Genomic DNA, 23,323 nt, shown 5'->3' on the forward strand with positions numbered 1-23,323 from the left:
GCGCTCGACTCCTGCGGGAGTACGGGGCTGGGGAGACCCCGCAGGCGCTTCAGCGCCGAGGAGGCTCCCCCCGGCACGCCCGCGGGTTCGCTGAGCGACTGGAGCGGAAATCAACAGCCAAATGAGCAGAGCCTAATGATAAAAAGGAGGAATACTTATGCAAAAAATCGTTGTTGTGGGTGCCGGTTCGATGGCTGAAGCCTTAATTTCCGGTATTCTCGAAAAGAAATTAATCGATAGAAATAATGTTTGGGTAACAAATAACTCTAATAAGGAACGATTAACCGAATTACAGGATCGTTATGGAATCCAAGCTACCTATGACTTGCCAACACTTTTTGAAGGTGCAGAAATGGTGATGCTGGCCATGAAGCCAAAGGATGCGGGGAATGCCATCGAATCTATTCGTGAGCATTTAAACAAGGAAATGCTGATTGTTTCCGTGCTGGCCGGTGTATCAATGAAGACCATCGAATTGCTGGCAGATAAGCCACTATCGATTGCCCGTTCCATGCCGAATACATCTGCGGCGGTTGGGAAATCCGCAACTGCCATTGCCGTCAACGAGCGGGTGACCAAGAGCCAAGTAGAAACCGCGAAGATATTATTTGAGTCTGTAGGTTTAGCAGCTTTTGTGGAAGAAGAACAGCTTGATGCAGTTACTGGGCTATCCGGTAGCGGCCCCGCCTACATTTATTATTTAATCGAGGCAATGGAAGAGAGTGCGGCGGAAATTGGGCTTGAACAGCAAATGGCGCAACAGCTTATTATCCAAACTTTAATCGGCGCGGCGGAAATGGTGAAAAACTCAATTAAGTCACCGGAGCAATTACGCCGTGAAGTGACCAGCCCAGGAGGTACAACGGAAGCCGGAATCCGTGTCCTGGAAGAACATGGGGTGCAACAAGCATTTGTTTCGTGTATTAAAGCAGCCACTGCCCAATCGAAGAAACTGGGCGAAGCATTGAGTTCTAAGCTAACCGTAGGGAAACATTAATTCCAAAGTGCCCGAGCGCAAGAACACATGAGGTACTCCAACATTTGCTATACTAGTTATGGTATTAAACAAACAGGAGGGCTTTTCTAATGGCAGCAAAATTATTTACTCCCTACACAATCAAGGGCTTGACGCTTAAAAATCGCATTGTCATGGCGCCAATGTGTATGTATTCCAGCCATAACCAAGATGGCCGTGTCCAAAACTGGCACCGGACTCACTATACCACGAGGGCGGTAGGCCAGGTTGGGCTAATCATTGTCGAAGCTACCGCCGTCACTCCACAAGGCCGGATTTCACCAGAGGATTTGGGAATCTGGAGTGAAGATCATATCGAGGGTTTACAAGAATTGACCGGGCTTGTAAAAGAGAATGGCGCCAAAATAGGCATTCAACTCGCCCATGCCGGTAGAAAAGCGGTATTGGATGGAGAAATCATCGCTCCTTCGGCGATTGCTTTTAACGAAAAAAGCAAGATTCCTAAAGAGATGACTTTAGAGGATATTAAAGAAACTGTGGCTGCTTTCAAAGATGGCGCGGAACGGGCAAAGAAAGCCGGGTTTGACGTCATTGAAATTCACGGCGCCCACGGCTATTTAATTCATGAATTCCTCTCCCCACTAAGCAACAAACGAAAGGATCAGTATGGCGGTTCAGCAGAAAATCGCTATCGAATTCTCCGCGAAGTCATTGATGCGGTGAAAACGGTTTGGGACGGACCGCTATTTGTTAGAGTTTCAGCTCATGATTATACAGAGGGCGGGCTATCTCCTGAGGATTACATACGGTTTGCCAAATGGATGAAAGAGCAGGGCGTGGATTTAGTTGATGTAAGCTCGGGCGCGGTCGTACCTGCACATATTCATACCTATCCAGGCTACCAAGTGCCATACTCTGAAACGATTCGAAACGGCGCTGACATCTCCACAGGTGCTGTAGGATTAATTACTTCCCCTGTCCATGCAGAGGAGATTTTGGAAAACAACCGCGCTGATTTAGTCTTTCTTGCGAGGGAACTGCTGCGTGACCCATACTGGCCAAGAAGGGCAGCTAAAGAACTTGGAGTGTCCCTCGAGTCACCAAAGCAATACGAACGAGGCTGGAATATTTAAATATTTATTAATTGGCTTTGTTAAAGGACAGTGTTGATTTTTTTTACCAGTTGATTGGGAAGGCAACGACCAAGTTTAACACAGCCATTAAAAAGAGCTGACTCACAGGGGTAGAAACCCTATTGTGAATCAGCTCTTTATTATTGGTTTTGATTTGGCTACTTATTACTCCCTATCTATAATTTTTCACCGATTGGTTGATTTTTTCTTGTAATTTTTCATAATAGAAGTCGGGATTGACTGGTAATTCTATCGTTTGATTTAACCATGAAGACAAGTAAATGGCATTGGCGAGTTCTACTCCCTTAATGCCCTCTTCTCCTGGCGCAAGTAGTGGGGTTCCTTTGGTGATCGCATCAATCCAATTTTGGATGATCCCTTGGTGGGCTGTGTTTTCACCTGCTACCGGAATATCAATTGTCCAGCATTCCGGTTTTCCAAAACCGCCTTTATACGTTGCATTAAATTCTCGTTCCGACTGGGTCAATCGATAAAAAGTAAGGGCATTATTTTCAACTACGATTTTTCCACGGTCGCCCTGAATTTCGAAACGGTTCGTCCCCGGAGCCTCACCTGTCGAGGCGATGAATACACCTGTTGCACCATTTTCATATTCTACATAAGCCGTGACATCATCCTCAACTTCAATATCATGGTATTTACCATTATGGCAAAACCCATGGACACGCTTTGGCTCAAGACCGGTCGTCCATTGCCACAAGTCTAATTGATGTGGCGCTTGATTTAAAAGTACGCCTCCACCCTCACCTTTCCATGTGGCCCGCCAATGGCTTGAATCATAATAACTTTGGGAACGGTACCAATCCGTGATAATCCAATTTGTCCTTTTGATTTCGCCAAGCTCACCAGCAAGGATTAGATTCCGTAATTTTTGATATAACGGGTTAGTCCGCTGGTTAAACATCATAGAAAATACTTTTCCACTTTTTGCTGCCGCCTGATTCATCTCTATTACATTCTTTGTGAAGACCCCAGCAGGCTTTTCCAGCAGAACATGCATACCTTTGGCAAAAGCTTTCATCGCAAGCTCCGGATGGCTGTAATGCGGGGTAGCAATTAATAAAGCGTCCATTTTGGCTTCATTAAAAAAAGCATTTTCATCATCGAAAAACTTTACTTCAGCTTTCAGATTTGTTGTTACCCATTCCTGCTGGGTGTTCCGGCCGCAAACGGCAGATAACTCCGCCCCAGCAATTAAGCCCTGGTCTAATGTAAGGGCATAGGATTTCCCCATATTTCCAATTCCAATGATCCCAACCTTAATACCCATATTTCTTCCCCCATTTGCAGTTTATTTTAATTAGACAATACATACTTACTCGTAAATTATTTTGAAGGAGGAATTGAGATTTCCTTAAAGTCTTCCGCTATGTCAATATTAGCAAAGACTTCCATCGCCTCTTTCACTAACTCTTTGGAAGCATTTCTGTCGTACCTGGCACTGATATGGGTTAAACATAATTGCTGGCAGCCAGCTTGTTGAGCAACGATTGCCGCCTGATTGGTGGTCGAGTGGAAATACTCGTTTGCTAGTTTTTCTTCTCCCTTGGCAAATGTTGCTTCATGGACTAACAAATCTGCATTTTGAGCAAGCTTTACGGCATTCTCGGTAAAGCGAGTGTCCCCTAGTATCGTAACAATTCTGCCCTTTTGTGGAGGACCAAGGAATTCTTGCGGATTGATCACCCTGCCATCATCAAGTGAAACGGCTTCGCCACTTTTTATTTTTCTAAAAATTGGGCCCGGTTGTATGCCTGCTTCCTTAAGCTTATCAGCAAGCAAGGTGCCCGGCTTGTCTTTTTCCACAATCCGATATCCGTAGGATGTGATTCCATGGTCCAAAAGCCGTGCTTCTACCAAGAATTGGCCGTCTTCAAAAATAACACCCTCGTCAATCTCGATGACGGTTAATGGGTATTTTAAATAAGTCTGGCTAACCGAAAGGCTTGCATGGATGTAATCTTTAATGCCTTTTGGCCCATAAACGGTAACTTCGGACTCTCCGCCTTGAAACGATCTGCTTGCCAATAAGCCGGGGAGTCCATAGATATGATCACCATGGAGATGGGTAATAAATATTTTTTCAATCCTCCGTGGTTTAATGGATGTATGTAAAATTTGATGCTGGGTAGCTTCGCCCGCATCGAACATCCAAATGGCTCCCCGTTCATCAAGGAGCTTAAGAGCTATCGATGTGACATTACGAAGTTTTGCGGGCACTCCTGCGCCTGTCCCTAAGAAAAATACCTCCATTATCAACGCCTCTCTTTCCTGCCCTGCTTATAGGGTAACTATAGCATAAACTTTTATTTAATGCTCCATAGGTCGATAAAGCATAAAAGAATTGTTTACATGCAATCCATTATATTTGAGAATTCTAAGAAAAACCGTTAAAATTTAATCAGTTTTTGTACATAAGAAAAATATGCCAGTTAAAAGAGAGGTTTCGATTGTGGAACAAAACATGTCTTCCTTAATTATGATTTTTGGGGCTACTGGCGATTTAGCCAAGCGGAAATTATTTCCCTCCCTTTATCGGTTATATGAGAAAAACAGACTACATAAATTTGCCGTTATAGGCGTTGCCAGAAGGTCGTTAACAAACGAGGAATTTCAGCAGAATGTCCGTGATTCCGTCGTGTCATCATTGGGTATCAAAAACGATCTGGATGAATTTGTTTCACATTTTTATTATCAATCACATGATGTGACGGATTCAGCCTCCTATGTCGCATTAAAAAATTCCGCTGACCAAATCGATGTGCGCTACGAGTTGGAAGGAAACCGTATTTTTTATCTCGCCATGGCACCTGAATTCTTTGGTACCATTGCCCTTCACTTAAAATCAGACGGCCTGACGGATGTAACTGGGTACAAGCGGCTGGTGATTGAAAAACCATTTGGCCACGACCTTGCTTCAGCCATAGAATTAAACAATCAGATACGAACAGCCTTTTCTGAAGATGAAATCTATCGGATTGACCATTATTTAGGAAAGGAAATGGTCCGGAATATTGAAGTAATCCGATTTGCTAATGCCATTTTTGAGCCACTTTGGAATAACCGTTACATCTCCAATATTCAAATTACCTCCAGTGAAACACTGGGAGTAGAGGAACGGGGCCGTTATTACGAGACAAGCGGGGCCCTAAGAGATATGGTGCAAAACCATATGCTGCAAATGGTGGCTTTGCTTGCAATGGAACCACCGATTCGCCTGACAACTGATGAAATTCGCTCTGAAAAGGTTAGAGTATTTCGGGCGCTTAGAATGATTGAAGGAGAACAGGTCAAAGATTATTTTGTCCGCGGACAGTATGGGGAAGGTACCATTGATGGTAATCCCGTACCTAAATATCGCGATGAACCAATGGTAAATCAAAATTCAAATACGGAGACGTTTGTGGCAGGAAAATTTAAAATCGATAATTTCCGCTGGGCTGGCGTTCCGTTTTACATCCGAACGGGGAAGCGGATGGCAGCCAAAACAACAAAAATCGTGGTTCAATTTAAAGATATCCCAATGAATTTGTATTATCAGACCGAAAAGGTTTTAAATCCTAACCTCCTGGTCATTCACATCCAACCAGAAGAAGGAATTACCCTTCATCTTAATGCCAAAAAAGCCGGCGGACACCTCGATGCACAAGAGGTTAAACTAAGTTTTGCCAATACCGGAACAAATGCCATGAATACTCCAGAGGGCTATGAGAAATTGCTTTTTGATTGTATGCGGGGAGATGCTACTAACTTTACGCATTGGGATGAAGTGGCCTATTCCTGGGCCTTTGTTGATAAAATCTCAGCTTATTGGGAACAGACTAAAGAGGATAACTTTCCAAATTATCAGGCAGGCTCCATGGGACCTAAAGCAGCCGATGAGCTAGTAGAAAAAGACGGATTCTTTTGGTGGCCAGTCAATAATATGGATGTCGATGTCTGTAAATAAGATACCGGCTACGGACTTCTTCAAGCGGAATTGCTCTCATGGCCTCATAAATAAACAGGCTCCAGTTGCTATCATGCAATGGAGCCTGTTTTAGTCTTCATCTTCCAGTTTGTTCGGAAAAGAACGAAGAAAGTCCTTATTAAAACTTGTTGCAGTACCAACATCAGCTGGGTCTTCCTTGTGGGTACCAGCTGTTTCAATGATAGAATTGCCGTACTTGTCTCGAAGATCTGATAATGTTTTTAACAATGGTTCTTTTTTTGCATCTTTTTCAAAGGTAAATAAATCTAACTGCTTATAGGCAGAATCCTGCTCGATTAAGTCGTAGCCGGTAATCCCTAATAAGCGGACAGGGTCGCCATTCCAATGCTTTAGGAAAAGCTGTTTAGCAACATTTGCAAGATCCTCCTGATACTGCAGCGGATTTGCAAGTTTCTTGCTTCTTGTTATGGTCTTACGGTCTTTATATCGGATAGTAATCCCTACAGTCGCCGCAAGAACGTTCTTTCGCTTCATGCGGATTGAAACGGTTTCCGCAAGCGACTCAAGTACGTGGAAAAGTTCCTGCTGATGGCTGACATCTTTAGGCAATGTGGTGGAGTTACCAATGCTTTTAAATTCCTCAACGGAAGCTGGATCGACCTGGCGTTCATCCATTCCGTTTGCCCGTTCCTTCAGTCGGACACCATTTATGCCGAGCAGTGTTTTCAACTGCAATTCATTGGCCTTTGCCAAATCACCAATCGTTACAATTCCAATAGTTTTTAATTTCTCTGCCGTTTTCTTTCCCACCCCGTGCATTTCACCTGAAGGTAAAGGCCACAGAATAAGCGGAATATCTCGTTTACGAAGGATCGTAATTCCCATTGGTTTTTTCATATCGGAGGCCATTTTGGCTAGAAATTTATTAGGAGCGATTCCGATGCTGCAGGGTAAATCAAGCTGCTCATATATCCGCTTTTGTATGTTTTCGGCAATTTCGACGGGGCTGCCCAGTTCATACGATTGGGTAATATCCATATATCCCTCATCAATCGAGACAGGCTCGACCAAATCTGTATAGTTACGTAAAATGGTAAACATGCCCATAGAAGCCGCACGATACCGATCGAAGTTAGGCGTTTTGACGATTAGCTGCGGGCATAGTTTTTTTGCCTCCCAAAGCGGCATCGTCGTTTTCACTCCAAATTTTCTCGCCTCGTAACTACAGGTAACAATGATGCCTCTCCGCTCTTCCGCATTGCCGGCAATCGCCACCGGCTTTCCTTTTAAACGCGGGTCATAGGCCATTTCAACCGAAGCATAAAAGCTATTCATATCAACATGTAAAATGACCCGCCCTTTTTTCGGATACATTTCTTTCAACTTGATCATCCTTACTTCTGTCTATAACTTTAGTATAACAAAAAGGAGAGTCAAAGACCCTCCTTTGGAAATCCTTATTGATTAGCGACAATATCAATAATCGCCAAAGTCATATCTGCCAATTTATACAATTCATCAATAGACATTCGTTCATTAGTAGTATGAATTTCTTCATAACCGACAGCAAGGTTGACAGTAGGAATCCCTAAACCGTTGATGACGTTCGCATCACTGCCACCGCCACTTTCCTGCAATTCACAGCTGCGGCCAATTTTTGCTGCTGCACTGCGGGCAATTTCCACCACTTGGTCACCTTCGCCAAATTTGAATCCTGGATACATGACTTTCACTTCGACTTCGGCTCGGCCGCCCATTTCTTCTGCAGCCGATTCAAATGCCTGTTTCATTTTGTTTACTTGGGCTTCCATTTTTTCAGGAACTAGTGAACGGGCCTCAGCTAAAATATCCACACGATCGCAGACAATATTGGTTGCTTGGCCGCCTTCAAATCGGCCAATATTAGCAGTCGTTTCTTTATCAATTCTGCCTAATGGCATTTTTGAAACCGCCTTTGCGGCAATCGTGATTGCTGAAACTCCTTTTTCCGGTGCAACACCCGCATGAGCCGTTTTGCCGTATATTACAGCGTTTACTTTTGCCTGGGTAGGAGCAGCTACCACTACGTTTCCTACAAGCCCATCACTATCAAGTGCGTAGCCGTATTTTGCTTTTAACAATGAGGCATCTAGGGCTTTTGCGCCAACAAGACCAGACTCCTCTCCAACCGTAATCACAAACTGAATCAGCCCATGTTGGATATTTTGTTCCTTCAACACCCGAATGGTCTCCAGCATAACGGACAAACCGGTTTTATCGTCCGCACCTAAAATTGTGGTGCCATCCGTTACCACATATCCATCCTTAATCGATGGCTTTACGCCTTTTGCCGGTACAACGGTATCCATATGGGATGTAAAGTAAATGGGATCAACTCCGTCTTTTGTTGCTGGAAGAGTGCAAATTAAGTTGCCAGCACCATGTCCGGTAACAGAGGTAGTATCATCTTCCACTACTTCAAGACCTAAGTCGGTGAACTTTTGTTTTAAAACTTTGGAAATTTGTGCTTCATTTTTTGTTTCCGATTCAATTTGAACGAGCTCTAAAAATTCATTTAACAGACGTTCCTGATTAATCATCTAGAAGACCTCCATAATATGTACTCACTATATCAGTATACCTTTTCCGATTGCTGCCATCAAATGAAAGGCTGGCTGATACAGATGTAGTGTTATAAAGGAATATTCCCGTGCTTTTTAGCAGGTCTTGATTCTTGTTTATTCCGCAGCATTTCTAATGCTTGAACAATCTTAATTCGCGTATCCCTTGGGTCAATTACATCATCCACCATCCCTCTGCTGGCAGCAACATACGGATTGGCAAACTTTTGGCGATACTCTTCAATCTTTTGCTGGCGGGTCAATTCAGGATTTTCACTGTTTTGGATTTCCTTAGCAAAAATAATATTGGCTGCCCCTTGCGGCCCCATAACTGCAATTTCGGCATTTGGCCAAGCAAAAACGAGGTCAGCTCCGATCGACTTACTATTTAGGGCCACGTAAGCCCCTCCATATGCTTTTCTTAAAATAACGGTAAGTTTCGGAACAGTGGCTTCTGAATAAGCAAACAATATTTTCGCTCCATGTCGAATTATTCCGCCATGCTCCTGTTTAACACCTGGGAAGAAGCCCGTGACATCCTCGAACGTAATAATTGGTATATTAAAAGAATCACAGGTCCGAATAAACCGGGCTGCCTTATCTGAGGAATCAATATCCAAGCCGCCAGCCATTACCTTAGGCTGGTTGCAGACCAGTCCAACGGCTTCTCCTTTCACTCTAGCAAATCCGACAACAATGTTTTTAGCAAAATCTTGGTGAATTTCCATAAAGGAATTTTCGTCCACAACTTGTTCAATGACTCTGCGGACATCATAGGGACGCACAGCATCAAATGGGACTACATCGATTAAGTCTGGTCGATAATCATCATCGTGCTGCTGTTCAGATCTTGGAGTCTTCTCTTGGTTGTTTTGTGGAAGATAGCTTAGGAGCTTGCGAACGTGTTGCAGCACTTCCTCTTCTGATGCGGCTTTAAAATGGGCATTACCACTGATTGAATTATGGACGGCAGCTCCGCCAAGATTTTCCGGAGAAATTTTTTCCCCTGTCACTGTCTCAATTACTTTTGGTCCTGTAATAAACATCTGGCTGGTGTTTTCTACCATAAAAACAAAATCTGTAATTGCTGGCGAATAAACCGCTCCCCCGGCGCACGGTCCCATTATGACGGAAATCTGTGGAATAACACCGGAGTAAATCGCATTCCGGTAAAAAATATGTCCATATCCATCCAGTGAAACGACTCCTTCTTGAATTCGTGCCCCTCCAGAGTCATTCAATCCAACAAATGGTGTCCCATTCTTGGCGGCCAAGTCCATGACATTAGCAATTTTCTTGGCATGCATTTCACCTAATGCCCCACCAAAAACAGTAAAGTCCTGTGAAAATAAGTAAATCGGACGGCCGTTAACTTTCCCAAAGCCAGTAACGACCCCATCTCCAGGGCCTTTTTGCTCATCCAAGCCAAAATCATTGGTCCGATGTTCAATAAATGGATTTAACTCGACAAAGGTGCCTCTGTCAACTAACAAATCAATCCGTTCACGGGCTGTTAATTTTCCTTTAGCATGCTGTTGATCAATCCGCTCGTCGCCGCCGCCAAGTTCAATCTCCCTTCTTTTATCATATAATTCATTGAGTCTTTCGAAGATGTCCACCATTACCCCTTCATCTCCTTTTTTTCGCATAGCTCAACTAACACACCGGAGGCTGATTTTGGATGCATAAAGGCGATTTGTGCTCCCCCAGCACCTAGCCTTGGGCTCTCATCAATCATCCGGATTCCTTGCTCTTGCATTTCACTAATTCTTTCTTCAATCGATTCGACCCCCAACGCAACATGGTGAATTCCCTCACCTCGTTTTTCAATAAACTTGGTGATTGTGCTCTCCGATGAAATCGGCTCCAAGAGCTCAAGCTTGGTTTCCCCTGCCTGTAAAAAAGCTACTCTTACCTTTTGGCTTTCAACCTCTTCAATCTTTAACAGCGGCAGCTTGAGCACCCCCATGTAAAAAGGAAGAGCCGCATCAAGTGACTTGACTGCTATACCAATATGGTCAACCTTCTTAATCATGATTTCTCCCCTTATCTCAATATTAACATTTTTTCGATAATTAAATTATTCTAGAAAAAATTCATAAATCCTTCCTATTTTCCCAGATCCGTTCCGTTGTTTAACTTGACTCGTCCATGTAAAATGTTTGTATAGCAGTTTGCAATAAGGAGGTATTTACCCAGTGAGAAATAAAAGAACAAGAAAAGTAATTGTCTATTTAATGCTAATCGCTATGCTTGCCTCTACCCTCCTCCTTGGTATTGCCCGGTTTCTTTCCTAATCCACATAAAAAGAGGATGACTAAACGGGTACTGAGCCCAAATGAAAGTCATCCTCTTTTCCATTATTTGATCGCACCGTATTCTTTTGCTAACTGTTCAAAAGATTGATTTGAACGGATAATTAGTATTTTTGTACCTAATGGAATCATCGGGAATAATGAGGTGATTACCTCATTTTGTGAACGGATACAGCCCTGTGATATATATTTCCCCACTGATGCAGGTTGATTAGTCCCATGGATGCCATAAATTCTGCCGTCAGTTCCTCTAGCATCAAACCCTATCCAACGGGCACCAAGCGGGTTCTTCGGGTCTCCACCAGGGATATTGCTGCGACGGTAATAGGGATTTTTTGCTTTTACTGTTATGGTAAATAAGCCTTCAGGAGTCATTTCTTGCGTTTTACCTGTACCCACGCTTACTGTCGTTTGAACTCGGTTATCCTTAATATACGCTAGTTCGTTTGTACTTTTATTCACAATAACAAACGGGTCACCTGGTAATGGGTTGGGACCTAATGGCCACAGTGGCGATAGGAAAATTGTAAACAGGACTGATGATAAAATTTTTAGCAAATAAACCACCTGCCTTTTTCCTTAGTTTCCCTTGATTTATCTCGCTCATTCATGTTCCATTTTTCTGACAAAATAAAAAGATGGCCTATTAAGACCATCTTGAATCAAAAAGTTTTTATAACATTTTTTGTAAGAATTCCTGTGCCCTCGAGCTCTTGGGATTAGTAAAGAATTCTTGTGGTGGACTGTCTTCAACAAGCATCCCATTATCCAAGAAAAGCACACGATCCGCTACTTCTTTGGCAAAGCCCATTTCATGCGTCACAATCGCCATTGTCATACCTGTATGGGCTAATGACTTCATAACGTCTAACACTTCTTTTACCATCTCAGGGTCAAGGGCGGATGTTGGTTCATCGAAAAGCATGACCTCCGGCTGCATGGCCAATGCCCTTGCAATCGCTACCCGCTGTTTCTGACCTCCTGACAGCCGATTAGGAAATTCGCTCGCCTTGTCGGACAAACCTACCCTTTCCAGCAGCTCTAAACCTATTTTTTCTGCTTCCGCTTTCGATAAGCCTTTCACCTTGATTGGTGCATAGGTCAGATTCTCCAGGACCGTTTTATGAGGAAAAAGATGAAAGTGTTGAAACACCATGCCGACATTTTGTCGGACCTTCATAATATTTGTTTTCTTATCAGTTATTTCCTGATCACCAAACCAAATCTTCCCGTCCGTCGGTTTTTCTAAATAGTTCATGCAGCGCAAGAAAGTAGACTTTCCGGACCCGGATGGCCCAATAATAGCCACTACTTCCCCTGTTTTTATGGAAGTGGTAATCCCTTTTAATACCTCAAGTTTTCCATAGTTTTTATATAATTTCTCTATCTTAATCACTGCGTCTCATTCTCCCTTCAACTGCTTTTCCCAAGAAGGTTAAGGCAATAACCAGCACATAATAAATCAGACCGGCAATTAATAATGGTTCAAAGTATGAATAATATTCCGCGCCTACCTGATAAGAACGGCGCATAACATCCATTACTCCAATTGTGGTGACAATGGCTGATTCTTTGGTCAAGGAGATAAATTCATTCAACAATGCGGGCAAGATATTTTTTAATGCTTGCGGCAGGATAATATCCCACATCATTTTTCTATAAGGTACGCCTAATGCCATCGCTGCTTCCTGTTGTCCCTTATCAACCGCTAGAATTCCGGCACGGATAATCTCTGAGATATAGGCTCCGGAATTTAGTGAAAAGGATAATACAGCAGCCGTATAAGGTTCTATTTGATAACCAAAGATTTGCGGTGACCCAAAGTATATCAGCATAAGCTGTAGAACAAGCGGAGTTCCGCGGAAAATCGACGTATAGAGATCGGCAAACCAGCCGAGAACTTTGATCGAACTTATCTTAAACAAAGATAAAATAATACCAAAAATAAATCCCAATACCCCCGCTAATAGAACAATTTTCAAGGTTACTAAAACACCTTTTAAAATATAGGGCAGAGAAGGGATAAATTGTGCAAAATCCAAATTCATTATTATCGTCCTTCCTATTAAAAATAGCAGAGACGTCCGGAAGCAATTCTTTTTTCCAAACGTCTCATTGGGTAATCGATGTTATTGTTTGTCGCCAAACCATTTAATGACTAATTTATCCAGTTCGCCATTTTCTTTCATTTCCTTTAGCTCTTTATTAAACTTTTCAGTTAGATCACTGTTTTTAGGAAACGCAATGGCAGAGCCTGCTTCAGGATCGTCCTTAAGTGTAAAGCCTTCCAGCTCGGTTTCTTTGGTAAAATAGCCCTTCGCAACGGTGTCCTCAATGATTGCCGCATCAAATCGGCCTGATTTGATTTCTTGGATAAGATCTTGGATGCGATTGCGATCTTCAATTTTGATCGGGGTCTCTTTATTAATTTCTTTTGCTTTATCTGCTTGAATCGAGCCAAGCTGGACACCAACCGTTTTGCCTTTTAGGTCTTCTACTTTGGAAATGCCGCTGTCTTTTTTGGAAACAATCATGAATTTCGCGTTATAGTAGATATCACTGAAATCCACATTTTTCTTTCTTTTTTCCGTAGGAGTCATACCAGCTAAAACAAAGTCTGCCTGACCTGATTTTAGAGCTTGTACAAGACCATTGAAATCCATGTCTTTGACTTCCATCTTATAGCCAAGTTTGCTGGTAATCGACTTTGCCAAATCCACGTCAAAACCAATGATTTCGTCACTTTTCTCTGTTTCGATATACTCGAATGGCGCATAATCCGCGGAAGTTCCCATTACCAATACTTTCTTATCACTGGCAGCTTTGCTTGTCTTTTCACTCGAACCACAAGCAGCCAATAATCCTGCTGCCAAAACCATTGAAGTTAATAAAATAAATCCCTTTTTCATATGTTTTCCTCCTATAAGTTATCTGACTATTCTTATTAATATTTTCTACATATTCTGAATACATTACGATACTATTCAGTAGAATAATAGTGTATTAAGTTAATAATTATTCAACGTATTGAATTTTAACACAGTTTAATAATTATGCAAATATATTTTTAAAAATTCCTCGATATTTTTATAATGTAAGTTTTACCAAATAAAAAAGACCATTTTCGATAGGAAAATGGCCTTTTTTATTTGCTAATAATTTATACTTCTTCACAGTATTTTTCAAATTCTTGTTGTAGTTTTGCCACAACAGTTGCTGGATCATTACCTTCAATTTGATGTCTTTCCACCATCGTACAAATTTTTCCGTCCTTTAACAGAGCAAATGATGGTGAGGATGGCGGATATCCGGTGAAATAGCTTCTTGCTTTTTCCGTGGCCTCTTTATCCTGTCCGGCAAAGACAGTTACCAAGCGGTCAGGGCGCTTATCATAATGCACGGCATAGGCCGCTGCAGGACGGGCGACACCACCGGCGCAGCCACAGACAGAATTGATCATGACCAATGTGGTGCCTTTTTGTGTTAGTGCCTCATCTACTTCTTCGGGTGTTTTTAGTTCTTCATATCCAGCAGAAACGATTTCTTGCCGTGCTTGGCGAACAACATCGTTCATGAATATATTAAAATCCATGCTCATAAGATCACTCCTTCTTAAATCTATATACCTATATCATAACAGTTAAAATAGGATTAGTTCAAATGAATGAGTTCCATATGCTACTTTTTCTGATCCATAAACAGTCGGTATAGTGTTTCAGCTGCACTGGCGACCGTCATTTCTCCAGCAATCACCTGGTTCTCCAACTTTGGAAGTTCAACTTTTACATTGGGATGATGATAAAACTGAAAATGGAGTTGATCGGCAATGATTGAATATAACCACTCCCTTGATTGTGCTTTTCTTCTTGCCTCGAATACACCAGAAGCTTTTCCTGAGTCTACAAACATTTGAATCATCTGCCACAACTCGCTAATCCCCTCTTTTGTTAAGGAGGAACACGTATAGGCTTTGGTTTCCCAACCTTTTGTCGCAGGCTGCAGGAAGTGTAAAATCCGATTATATTCCTGCTTTGTTTTTTCGGCCTTTTGTTTATTGGCACCATCTGCCTTATGAACAATGACGGCGTCTGCAAGCTCCATAATTCCCTTCTTCATCCCTTGCAATTCATCCCCAGCACCAGTTAGAACTAACAGCATGAAAAAGTCGACCATATCGCGAATTAAGACTTCACTTTGGCCAACCCCGACGGTTTCAATGAGAATCACATCGAAACCTGCGGCTTCACAAATCAGCATCGCTTCCCTTGTTTTGCGATGAACTCCACCTAACTTCCCCGCAGTTGGAGATGGCCGAATAAATGCCTGTGGGTGTTTTGACAGTTGTTCCATCCTCGTTTTGTCACCAAGAATACTTCCTCCGCTAATGCTGGAACTAGGATCAATCGCCAAAACGGCGACACGAAACCCTTGTTCACATAAAAACATTCCGAAGGATTCGATAAATGTGCTTTTTCCCGCCCCAGGCACCCCGGTAATTCCGATTCGGAGCGAGTTTCCAGTGTAAGGCAGTAATCTTTGCAACAGGGATTGGGCTTTTTGAAAGTGTTGCTCTGCATTGCTTTCTGCAAGCGTAATGGCCCTAGCCAAAACGCTCCTGTTTCCGCGAAGAATTCCTTCAAATAATTCATCTATCGATGGCTCGTTATTTTTGCGTTTTTGAAAACGGATATTTTTTTGAATGGAATCTGGAAGAATCTCATGCTCCAAGCCTTGTTTAATCGTGGTCAAAAACGTCCTTTGTCCAGTGGGGCTGCTTTCAGGGCGTTCGTCCATAGCCATTACTGCGCCACTTCCTCATAACCCAACTGTTTATAGATTTCCTTGATTACCTTTTGCGCTGCCACCGGAATGATGGTACCTGGCCCAAAAATAGCCGCTGCTCCATGATCATATAAATATTGATAATCTTGTGCAGGAATGACACCACCAACTACTACTAATATGTCTTCCCGGCCCAGTTTCTTCAATTCTGCCACAAGCTGAGGCAACAGCGTCTTGTGACCGGCGGCTAGCGAACTCATGCCGATTACATGAACATCGTTTTCAACTGCCTGCATGGCGGTTTCTTCTGGTGTTTGAAACAGAGGACCGACATCAACGTCAAACCCTAGATCAGCAAATGCTGTGGCAATGACCTTTGCCCCGCGGTCATGACCATCTTGGCCCATTTTTGCAATCAAAATCCGCGGCCTTCTTCCCTCGTTTTCGAGAAACTCTTCTGTCATTTTTTGAACTTCTTGGATGTCCTCTTCATTATTGAAGGCTTTGCTGTATACTCCGCTAATCGAACGAATCATGGCTTTGTGCCGTCCAGCCGCTTTTTCAATTGCATCGGAGATTTCCCCCAATGTCGCCCGCACTCGTGCTGCCTGAACAGCCAGTTCCAATAAGTTACCTTCTCCACCTGCCGCTGCCGCAGCAAGAGCATTTAGAGCTTCTACTACTTTTTGTTCATCACGGCTTGCTTTCAGTTGATTCAATTTTTCAATTTGTTTTAATCTTACAGCTGTATTATCGATGTCCAATATATCAATTGGCTCTTCTTTTTCCAATCGGTAGCGGTTTACACCCACGATGATTTCTTTGCCGGAATCAATTTGTGCCTGCCTTTTGGCTGCTGCTTCTTCAATTCGCATTTTTGGCAGACCGGTTTCAATCGCTTTTGCCATACCACCTAAACTCTCAATTTCTTCAATGTGCTCCCATGCCCGTTTGATTAATTCATCCGTAAGCTTCTCCACATAATAGGATCCTGCCCACGGGTCAATGACTTTTGTGACGCCTGTTTCCTCTTGCAAGAATAATTGCGTATTTCTGGCAATCCGCGCGGAGAAATCAGTAGGAAGGGCAATCGCTTCATCCAATGCATTGGTATGCAAGGATTGGGTATGGCCCATGGCTGCCGCATGTGCTTCTACTAGGGTCCTGGTTACATTATTAAACGGATCCTGCTCCGTCAGACTCCACCCAGATGTTTGCGAATGTGTTCGCAATGCCATTGATTTTTCGTTTTTAGGATGGAATGATTTCATCATCTTTGCCCAAATAAACCGTGCCGCCCGCATTTTGGCCACTTCCATAAAATAATTCATGCCAACTGCCCAGAAAAATGACAGCCTTGGCGCAAAGGAGTCGATATCAATTCCCGCCTTCAGCCCGGTTCTTACGTACTCCAAACCATCAGCCAGTGTGTAGGCCAATTCAAGATCAGCAGGGGCCCCCGCTTCCTGCATATGATAGCCAGAAATACTGATACTGTTAAACTTTGGCATGTACTTTGACGTATATTCAAAAATATCAGCAATAATTTTCATCGACATTTCCGGGGGATAAATATACGTGTTACGGACCATGTATTCTTTTAAAATATCATTTTGAATGGTACCTGAGAGCTTATCTTGGGTAACCCCCTGCTCCTCTGCCGTGACGATGTAAAAAGCCATAATCGGCAGGACCGCCCCGTTCATGGTCATCGAAACGGACATTTTGTCTAATGGGATATCCTCAAACAGGGTTTTCATATCTTGAATCGAATCAATGGCAACCCCAGCTTTACCAACATCGCCCACTACCCTTGGATGATCAGAGTCGTAGCCTCTATGTGTAGCCAAGTCAAAGGCCACCGATAATCCTTTTTGACCCATTGCCAGGTTTCGACGATAAAACGCGTTGCTCTCCTCCGCTGTTGAAAATCCGGCATATTGCCGGACGGTCCAAGGCCGGTTTACATACATCGTCGGATACGGCCCTCTTGTATATGGCGGAATGCCAGGCAAATGATGAATATGCTCTAATCCATTCAAATCCGATTTGGTATAAATCGGTTTTAAGTGAATTTGTTCATTTGTTTCAAAAAGCAAATTTTCTATGGAAGCTTGCAGTTCTTTTTCGGCCAATTCTTCCCATTCTTCCTTATTAAGTAAGTTAGGTGTATCAAACAAGGGCAAACCTTTAAAATCAGGCTTTTGTTTCTTCAATGGATGACACCTCCAGGCTAGTCAAAATGGCTGAAATGGTTTCATAACAATTGCTCTTTGTATGAATAAATTGCTCAATCCCCTCTTTTTCCCACTGCTCCTGCTTACCTTTTTCCGGAAGTCCTGCTAAACAGATGAATAGATTGGGAAAGGCTGTCTTTATTGAAGCAAGCAGTTCATGTCCAATTTGTTCATATTGGTCGTTGGTGCCGCAAATGCATACCCATTTTGGTTGTTCCTGCTGTAAAAATTGTATTGCGTGCTCCAAATGGAATAACTGGCTGCTTTCAATAGTTTGTATTCCCCCAGCAGCTAAAAAACCTTTCATAAAATCAAGCCTTGGTTTATGCTGCTTTAGCTCACCAAGACAAAGCATTCCGACCGTCACAGACACACCCATTTTAGCCTCGAGTCGTTTCACCCTGTTTCTTAGCTGTTCAAAGGGTTCAGATAACCTCCTTTGCGGAATCTTTGTAAATGGGATTCCTAAGCCGAAACCAGCATCTTCCTGATCATAGCCTTGGTTGGTCTGTACTAACTCAGGAAGGGATTCATCAACTTTTGCATAAACGTTGGTACCAACAATACTTCGCTTTCTCGTCAAGACATCTTTGTTTCTTTTAATAAAAACGGTTTCAATTTGCTCTTGCAGCCAATTGTTCTGTAAAACTTCAAGTATGCCGCCTTTCGATTCGATTTCTTGGAAAAATTTCCAAGCCTCCTCTGCTAACTGATTTGTCAGTGATTCAAGATACCACGATCCGCCGGCTGGGTCGATGATTTTCTTAAGCTGGGCTTCTTCTTTTAAAATCAGCTGAACATTGCGGGCAATCCGTTCAGATAAAGGGGTTGAACCGGTTATTTCATCGAACGGTGTAATGTGCAGCCACTGTACACCAGCTAAAACGGCGGCAAACGCCTGATTCGCTGTTCGAAGCAGATTAACATGCGGGTCAGTAAGCGTCATCGTAAATTGGGAGGTCTCTGCCGCAATCTCCATTCCTTGCATTTGTGGTTTTGCTCCAAAAAGGGAGGTAATTCTTCCCCATACAATTCGGGCTGCCCTAATTTTGGCTAACTCTGTAAAAAATTCGCTACCGACGGAGAATTGAAAAACCATTCTAGAAAGGACTTTATCTAGTTCGAGCCCCGCTTCCATCAGCTTTTCAAGATAAAATATGCCTGTCGCCGCAGCGATACCAATTTCTTGTACGGCGGATGCTCCACCGTTATGATAAGAGGACATATCAACAAGAACTGTTCGAAGTTTTGGAAGATATTGATTTGCTTTTACAATATAATCTGGCCAGGACTTTAATAAGTTTTGGTCAAGTTCACCACGTTCTGCCGAAAGGGAAAGGGGATCATTAGCAATATATCCGGTTACTTCACCGGCAACATGCTGTTTGTTTAGGAGGTACGTTAAAAATTCTGCATAGTCCCATTTCGAATTGATGGCAAAAGGGCTGTGAGAGCAGAACTCTAAATAACTATTACTTTCTATTAGACCTTTTGTTACCTCAAACGAAATGGCTGTTTGGCCGTTTTCAAATGCCACCCTAAGCCTATCCCTAAGTTCCCTTGGTGTAACAGCTTTTATCCGCTGGGCGATTTTCCACTCCCTAGTCAAATATCCCAATGGGTTAATTCCCCTTCTCCAATCTGAACCACCGGGATACTGGGGTACTACCTGCTCATCATCTTGGGTATAGATTGGTTTCAATGTAATATTTTCATATGTAACACTCTCTAGTGTTTCTAGCGGTTTGCCTTTTAAAGACTCTCGAGCTCGTTCCTCCCATTCTTGAAATAATGGAAAAGGAAAAGACTGATTTCTGATATTTTGCATACCTTTTTCATTCCCCTTTCTAAAGAGTTGTCAAAAATCATAAAATTCAATTAATTTTATTGTAGAATAGAAAACGCTATCAATCAATATAAATAATCGCTGCCATTTTCGACAGCGATTTTCTTTAATATATTGAAGTAGTAGTTTTGGATGTATTTTCAATAATCTGTTTTACACGCTGCAGGAATCGCCCACAAATCAAACCGTCCAATATCCGATGGTCCAGTGACATACATACATTTACCATATCCCTTACAGCAATCATTCCATTTATGACAACCGGTCGTTTTACAATGGACTCTACCTGTAAAATAGCGGCTTGCGGGTAATTAAGGATCCCCATGGACTGGACAGAACCAAAAGAACCAGTATTATTTACGGTAAATGTACCGCCCTGCATATCCTCCGGACGAAGCTTGCCCGTTCTGGCCTTTACAGCCAGCTCAGATATTTCTCGGGCGATTCCTTTTATCGTTTTCTCATCGGCATTTTTAATTACTGGAACGAATAATGCATTGTCGGCTGCAACTGCAATGGAAATATTGATGTCCTTTTTCTGAATGATTTTATCCCCTGCCCACATCGAATTAATCTGGGGGAATTCTTTTAAGGCCTGGGCAGCCGCTTTAACAAAGAAAGCAAAGTAGGTTAAATTGAAACCTTCCTTGGACTTAAATTCTTCCTTGATAGAATCTCGGTAACCAACAAGGTTGGAAGCATCGACTTCAACCATGGTCCAAGCGTGCGGTGCCTCATGCTTACTACGCAACATGTTTGTCGCGATTGCTTTACGGACACCACTCACGGGAATCTCAATGTCTCCTATAGCGACTGGGAAATTAACTGGTGGTGGTGCTGAAATGCCCCCAGTTGCCGACATCCCCACATTAGCTTGCTCAAGCTTCTGATCCTCTTTTGGCTCTACAGCCGAAATCATCCTTTCAGCCTGCTGAGCTGCTGTAGGAATGGTGCCTGACTCAATGAGTTTTAGTAAATCTTTTCTTGTAATCCGGCCGCCAGCACCTGTTCCTTTCACCTGTGTTAAGTCAATGTTGTGCTCTTGAGAGAGCTTTAACACAGCAGGAGAGTAGCGTGCCTTTGCTTCCTGATAATCCCCAGTTTCAGCGGTCTTAACATCAGGTTGTTTTTCCTGAACCGCAGCAGAAGCTTCAACTTTGCTTTCCTCTAGTTCAATCGTACAAATTACCTCTCCAACAGACAGTGCATCTCCCTCTTCGGCAATTAGTTCTTTAATAACACCTGAAAAGGAAGAGGGTACCTCCGCATTTACTTTATCGGTCATGACCTCTGCTAGCGGGTCATATTTATTTACGTGGTCTCCAGGCGCAACAAGCCATTTACTTATTGTACCTTCCGTAACACTTTCGCCTAATTGCGGCATTTTAATTTGTTCAACAGTCAATGGTCATACCCCCTGTGAAACTTCTGTTCCAGCACAGATTTAAGCGGCAGAATCCTACCGCCATTGTTTTGATTAAAACTCGGCAAGTTCCCGCATAGCTTTTTCAACCTTATCCGGATTTACCATAAAATACTTCTCCATTGTTGGTGCATACGGCATAGCCGGTACATCAGGCCCAGCCAGCCGCTTAATTGGTGCATCTAGATCAAACAGACAATGTTCGGCAATAATGGCCGCCACCTCACTCATGATACTGCCTTCTTTATTGTCCTCTGTAATCAACAGCACCTTTCCTGTCTTAGAAGCAGCTTCAATAATGGCGTCTTTATCAAGCGGGTATACGGTACGTAAATCAAGAATGTGTGCCGATACGCCATCCTCTGCTAATTTTTCAGCTGCCTGCAAGGCGAAGTGCACACAAAGGCCATAGGTGATTACCGTGATATCTTCACCTTCCCGTTTGACACCTGCTTTCCCGATTGGCAGTGTATAGTCCTCTGCAGGCACCTCGCCTTTAATTAATCGATAGGCCCGTTTATGCTCAAAAAATAACACAGGGTCATTATCACGAATGGCAGCTTTTAGGAGCCCTTTTACATCATACGGAGTCGAAGGCATTACAATTTTTAATCCCGGCTGATTGGCAAATACGGCTTCAACTGACTGGGAATGGTATAGTGCTCCATGAACACCGCCGCCATATGGAGCCCGAATGACAATCGGACAGTTCCAATCATTGTTGGACCGATAACGTATTTTGGCAGCCTCTGAAATAATTTGATTTACAGCGGGCATAATAAAATCAGCAAACTGCATTTCTGCAATTGGACGCATACCATACATAGCAGCGCCTATTCCCACACCTGCTATCGCAGATTCCGCCAGCGGGGTATCGATTACCCGTTCTTCTCCGAATTGTTCATATAAACCTTGAGTGGCCTTAAATACCCCGCCCTTTTTCCCTACATCTTCCCCGAGTACAAACACCTTCGGGTCACGTTCCATTTCTTCACGGATGGCCATGGTTACGGCATCAATGTATGAAATAATCGCCATATTCCTTCCCCCTTACTCGCCATATACATAGTTCAGAGCATGCTCTGGTGCTGCATATGGAGCATTCTCCGCGTAATCCGTCGCTTCGTTAACAGCCTCCATGACTCTGTTGTTGATTTGGGATTCAAGCAGGTCATCAAGGACGCCCACTTCTTTTAAATAGGCACCAAAAGTAATAATAGGGTCCTGTGTTTTGGCTGCAGCCACCTCATCCGGTGCCCGGTAGGAACGATCATCATCATCGGATGAATGCGGCGTTAAGCGGTAGGAGACGGTTTCAATTAAGGTTGGTCCATCACCCCTGCGGCCACGGTCAGCAGCTTCCTTTACAACCCGATAAACCTCCAACGGATCATTTCCATCTACCGTAAACCCGGGCATTCCATAGCCGATAGCACGATCGGAAACCTTTTCACAGCCCAGTTGTTTCTCAACAGGAACGGAAATCGCATACTTGTTATTTTCACACATGAATATGACGGGAAGTTTATGAACCCCCGCAAAATTTGCCCCCTCATGAAAATCCCCTTGATTAGAGGAACCTTCCCCAAAGGTTACGAACGAGACAAAATCCTTTTTTTCCATTTTCCCTGCTAAAGCGATACCTACTGCATGAGGCACTTGTGTTGTTACCGGGGATGACCCTGTAACTATACGGTTCTTTCTTTGTCCAAAGTGTCCCGGCATTTGCCGGCCACCGGAATTTGGATCCTCCGCCTTTGCGTAACCAGACAGCATGATTTCCTTAGCCGTCATCCCAAAGGTTAGTACCACCCCCATATCACGATAATATGGGAGCACATAATCCTTACTCCGATCCAGAGCAAAAGCAGCACCAACTTGGGCTGCTTCCTGCCCTTGGCATGAAATGACAAACGGTATTTTACCGGCACGATTTAACAGCCACATCCGTTCATCAATGCGCCGGGCTAAAAGCATGGTTTCGTACATATCTAATACAGCTTCATCACTTAAACCTAATGATTCGTGACGCTTTTTAACCATCCATGTCTACCTCCTG

Annotated in this window: 21 protein-coding genes; 4 read left to right on the forward strand and 17 right to left on the reverse strand. The window is 43.2% G+C overall.

The genetic code is table 11. From position 1 onward, the window contains the following. Window positions 1–157: 157 nt before the first annotated feature. Together proC and namA are read left to right on the forward strand one after the other, a co-directional pair. Entirely contained in the window at window positions 158–997 is an 840-nt protein-coding gene (gene proC / locus BN2425_RS09355) for a pyrroline-5-carboxylate reductase (protein WP_042458134.1), read from the forward strand. Window positions 998–1,086: 89 nt separating this feature from the next. Further along, the gene (gene namA / locus BN2425_RS09360; protein WP_042458137.1) at window positions 1,087–2,109 is read left to right on the forward strand and encodes an NADPH dehydrogenase NamA; all 1,023 of its coding nucleotides are present in this window, start codon (window positions 1,087–1,089) and stop codon (window positions 2,107–2,109) included. 172 nt (window positions 2,110–2,281) lie between these two features. On the opposite strand, the gene BN2425_RS09365 is transcribed toward namA, so the two are convergent. Then, a complete protein-coding gene (locus BN2425_RS09365) occupies window positions 2,282–3,400 on the reverse strand; it encodes a Gfo/Idh/MocA family protein (protein WP_042458139.1) in 1,119 nt (372 codons plus the stop codon). 56 nt (window positions 3,401–3,456) lie between these two features. Then, window positions 3,457–4,383 carry a ribonuclease Z gene (rnz, locus tag BN2425_RS09370; RefSeq protein ID WP_042458141.1) on the reverse strand — a complete coding sequence of 309 codons (927 nt, stop codon included), beginning with the start codon at window positions 4,381–4,383 and terminating at the stop codon, window positions 3,457–3,459. 226 nt (window positions 4,384–4,609) lie between these two features. Here rnz and zwf point away from each other — a divergent pair, with 226 nt between their 5' ends. Next, on the forward strand, window positions 4,610–6,079 hold the full coding sequence (zwf, locus tag BN2425_RS09375) for a glucose-6-phosphate dehydrogenase (protein WP_216628805.1): 1,470 nt from the start codon (window positions 4,610–4,612) through the stop codon (window positions 6,077–6,079). A 90-nt stretch (window positions 6,080–6,169) separates the two neighbouring features. On the opposite strand, the gene BN2425_RS09380 is transcribed toward zwf, so the two are convergent. The 4 genes from BN2425_RS09380 to mce form a co-directional block, all read right to left on the reverse strand. Beyond that, on the reverse strand, window positions 6,170–7,444 hold the full coding sequence (locus BN2425_RS09380; RefSeq protein ID WP_042458146.1) for a DNA polymerase IV: 1,275 nt from the start codon (window positions 7,442–7,444) through the stop codon (window positions 6,170–6,172). 74 nt (window positions 7,445–7,518) lie between these two features. Then, a complete protein-coding gene (locus BN2425_RS09385; protein ID WP_042458149.1) occupies window positions 7,519–8,640 on the reverse strand; it encodes a tripeptidase T in 1,122 nt (373 codons plus the stop codon). Between the two features lie 92 nt (window positions 8,641–8,732). Then, entirely contained in the window at window positions 8,733–10,283 is a 1,551-nt protein-coding gene (locus BN2425_RS09390; protein ID WP_042458152.1) for an acyl-CoA carboxylase subunit beta, read from the reverse strand. Further along, a complete protein-coding gene (gene mce / locus BN2425_RS09395) occupies window positions 10,283–10,696 on the reverse strand; it encodes a methylmalonyl-CoA epimerase (protein ID WP_042458155.1) in 414 nt (137 codons plus the stop codon). The genes BN2425_RS09390 and mce overlap by 1 nt, the downstream gene beginning before the upstream one ends. A gap of 163 nt (window positions 10,697–10,859) precedes the next feature. Between mce and prli42 the strand changes: the two genes are divergently transcribed. After that, window positions 10,860–10,958 carry a stressosome-associated protein Prli42 gene (gene prli42 / locus BN2425_RS22485; protein ID WP_154663481.1) on the forward strand — a complete coding sequence of 33 codons (99 nt, stop codon included), beginning with the start codon at window positions 10,860–10,862 and terminating at the stop codon, window positions 10,956–10,958. A 63-nt stretch (window positions 10,959–11,021) separates the two neighbouring features. Here the strand turns inward: prli42 and BN2425_RS09400 are convergent, their stop codons facing one another. The 11 genes from BN2425_RS09400 to BN2425_RS09450 form a co-directional block, all read right to left on the reverse strand. Further along, window positions 11,022–11,534 carry a L,D-transpeptidase gene (locus BN2425_RS09400; RefSeq protein WP_081798035.1) on the reverse strand — a complete coding sequence of 171 codons (513 nt, stop codon included), beginning with the start codon at window positions 11,532–11,534 and terminating at the stop codon, window positions 11,022–11,024. A 115-nt stretch (window positions 11,535–11,649) separates the two neighbouring features. Further along, window positions 11,650–12,372: an amino acid ABC transporter ATP-binding protein gene (locus BN2425_RS09405; RefSeq protein ID WP_042458161.1), complete on the reverse strand. Its 723-nt coding sequence runs from the start codon at window positions 12,370–12,372 to the stop codon at window positions 11,650–11,652. After that, window positions 12,365–13,024 (reverse strand): amino acid ABC transporter permease, encoded by a 660-nt coding sequence (locus tag BN2425_RS09410; protein ID WP_042458164.1) that lies wholly within the window; start codon window positions 13,022–13,024, stop codon window positions 12,365–12,367. Before BN2425_RS09410 ends, BN2425_RS09405 begins: the two co-directional genes overlap by 8 nt. Before the next feature lie 81 nt (window positions 13,025–13,105). Beyond that, entirely contained in the window at window positions 13,106–13,885 is a 780-nt protein-coding gene (locus BN2425_RS09415) for a transporter substrate-binding domain-containing protein (RefSeq protein WP_042458167.1), read from the reverse strand. A gap of 251 nt (window positions 13,886–14,136) precedes the next feature. Then, window positions 14,137–14,574 carry a BrxA/BrxB family bacilliredoxin gene (locus tag BN2425_RS09420; protein ID WP_042458170.1) on the reverse strand — a complete coding sequence of 146 codons (438 nt, stop codon included), beginning with the start codon at window positions 14,572–14,574 and terminating at the stop codon, window positions 14,137–14,139. A gap of 80 nt (window positions 14,575–14,654) precedes the next feature. Beyond that, window positions 14,655–15,776: a methylmalonyl Co-A mutase-associated GTPase MeaB gene (meaB, locus tag BN2425_RS09425; protein ID WP_042458173.1), complete on the reverse strand. Its 1,122-nt coding sequence runs from the start codon at window positions 15,774–15,776 to the stop codon at window positions 14,655–14,657. Next, window positions 15,776–17,938, reverse strand: coding sequence for a methylmalonyl-CoA mutase (scpA, locus tag BN2425_RS09430; protein WP_406603188.1), 2,163 nt, complete (start codon window positions 17,936–17,938; stop codon window positions 15,776–15,778). Before scpA ends, meaB begins: the two co-directional genes overlap by 1 nt. A 16-nt stretch (window positions 17,939–17,954) precedes the next feature. Next, a complete protein-coding gene (locus tag BN2425_RS09435) occupies window positions 17,955–19,823 on the reverse strand; it encodes a methylmalonyl-CoA mutase family protein (RefSeq protein WP_042458178.1) in 1,869 nt (622 codons plus the stop codon). 124 nt (window positions 19,824–19,947) lie between these two features. Next, on the reverse strand, window positions 19,948–21,246 hold the full coding sequence (locus tag BN2425_RS09440; RefSeq protein WP_042458181.1) for a dihydrolipoamide acetyltransferase family protein: 1,299 nt from the start codon (window positions 21,244–21,246) through the stop codon (window positions 19,948–19,950). A gap of 72 nt (window positions 21,247–21,318) precedes the next feature. Continuing rightward, window positions 21,319–22,302, reverse strand: a complete 984-nt coding sequence (locus tag BN2425_RS09445; RefSeq protein WP_042458184.1) for an alpha-ketoacid dehydrogenase subunit beta — start codon at window positions 22,300–22,302, stop codon at window positions 21,319–21,321. Window positions 22,303–22,314: 12 nt separating this feature from the next. After that, window positions 22,315–23,307, reverse strand: a complete 993-nt coding sequence (locus BN2425_RS09450; protein WP_042458187.1) for a thiamine pyrophosphate-dependent dehydrogenase E1 component subunit alpha — start codon at window positions 23,305–23,307, stop codon at window positions 22,315–22,317. Window positions 23,308–23,323 lie beyond the last annotated feature (16 nt).

This window comes from Neobacillus dielmonensis (assembly GCF_000612665.1).
GTDB classification, from domain to species: Bacteria; Bacillota; Bacilli; order Bacillales; family Cytobacillaceae; genus Neobacillus; species Neobacillus dielmonensis.

Coding starts and splice junctions, on each gene's coding strand:
- BN2425_RS09415 (WP_042458167.1), bottom strand. CDS start 13,885: ATGAAAAAGGGATTTATTTTATTAACTTCAATGGTTTTGGCAGCAGGA.
- BN2425_RS09420 (WP_042458170.1), bottom strand. CDS start 14,574: ATGAGCATGGATTTTAATATATTCATGAACGATGTTGTTCGCCAAGCA.
- BN2425_RS09450 (WP_042458187.1), bottom strand. CDS start 23,307: ATGGTTAAAAAGCGTCACGAATCATTAGGTTTAAGTGATGAAGCTGTA.
- proC (WP_042458134.1), top strand. CDS start 158: ATGCAAAAAATCGTTGTTGTGGGTGCCGGTTCGATGGCTGAAGCCTTA.
- BN2425_RS09385 (WP_042458149.1), bottom strand. CDS start 8,640: ATGATTAATCAGGAACGTCTGTTAAATGAATTTTTAGAGCTCGTTCAA.
- zwf (WP_216628805.1), top strand. CDS start 4,610: ATGATTTTTGGGGCTACTGGCGATTTAGCCAAGCGGAAATTATTTCCC.
- rnz (WP_042458141.1), bottom strand. CDS start 4,383: ATGGAGGTATTTTTCTTAGGGACAGGCGCAGGAGTGCCCGCAAAACTT.
- meaB (WP_042458173.1), bottom strand. CDS start 15,776: ATGGCTATGGACGAACGCCCTGAAAGCAGCCCCACTGGACAAAGGACG.
- namA (WP_042458137.1), top strand. CDS start 1,087: ATGGCAGCAAAATTATTTACTCCCTACACAATCAAGGGCTTGACGCTT.
- BN2425_RS09365 (WP_042458139.1), bottom strand. CDS start 3,400: ATGGGTATTAAGGTTGGGATCATTGGAATTGGAAATATGGGGAAATCC.
- BN2425_RS09435 (WP_042458178.1), bottom strand. CDS start 19,823: ATGCAAAATATCAGAAATCAGTCTTTTCCTTTTCCATTATTTCAAGAA.
- mce (WP_042458155.1), bottom strand. CDS start 10,696: ATGATTAAGAAGGTTGACCATATTGGTATAGCAGTCAAGTCACTTGAT.
- BN2425_RS09410 (WP_042458164.1), bottom strand. CDS start 13,024: ATGAATTTGGATTTTGCACAATTTATCCCTTCTCTGCCCTATATTTTA.
- BN2425_RS09445 (WP_042458184.1), bottom strand. CDS start 22,302: ATGGCGATTATTTCATACATTGATGCCGTAACCATGGCCATCCGTGAA.
- BN2425_RS09390 (WP_042458152.1), bottom strand. CDS start 10,283: ATGGTGGACATCTTCGAAAGACTCAATGAATTATATGATAAAAGAAGG.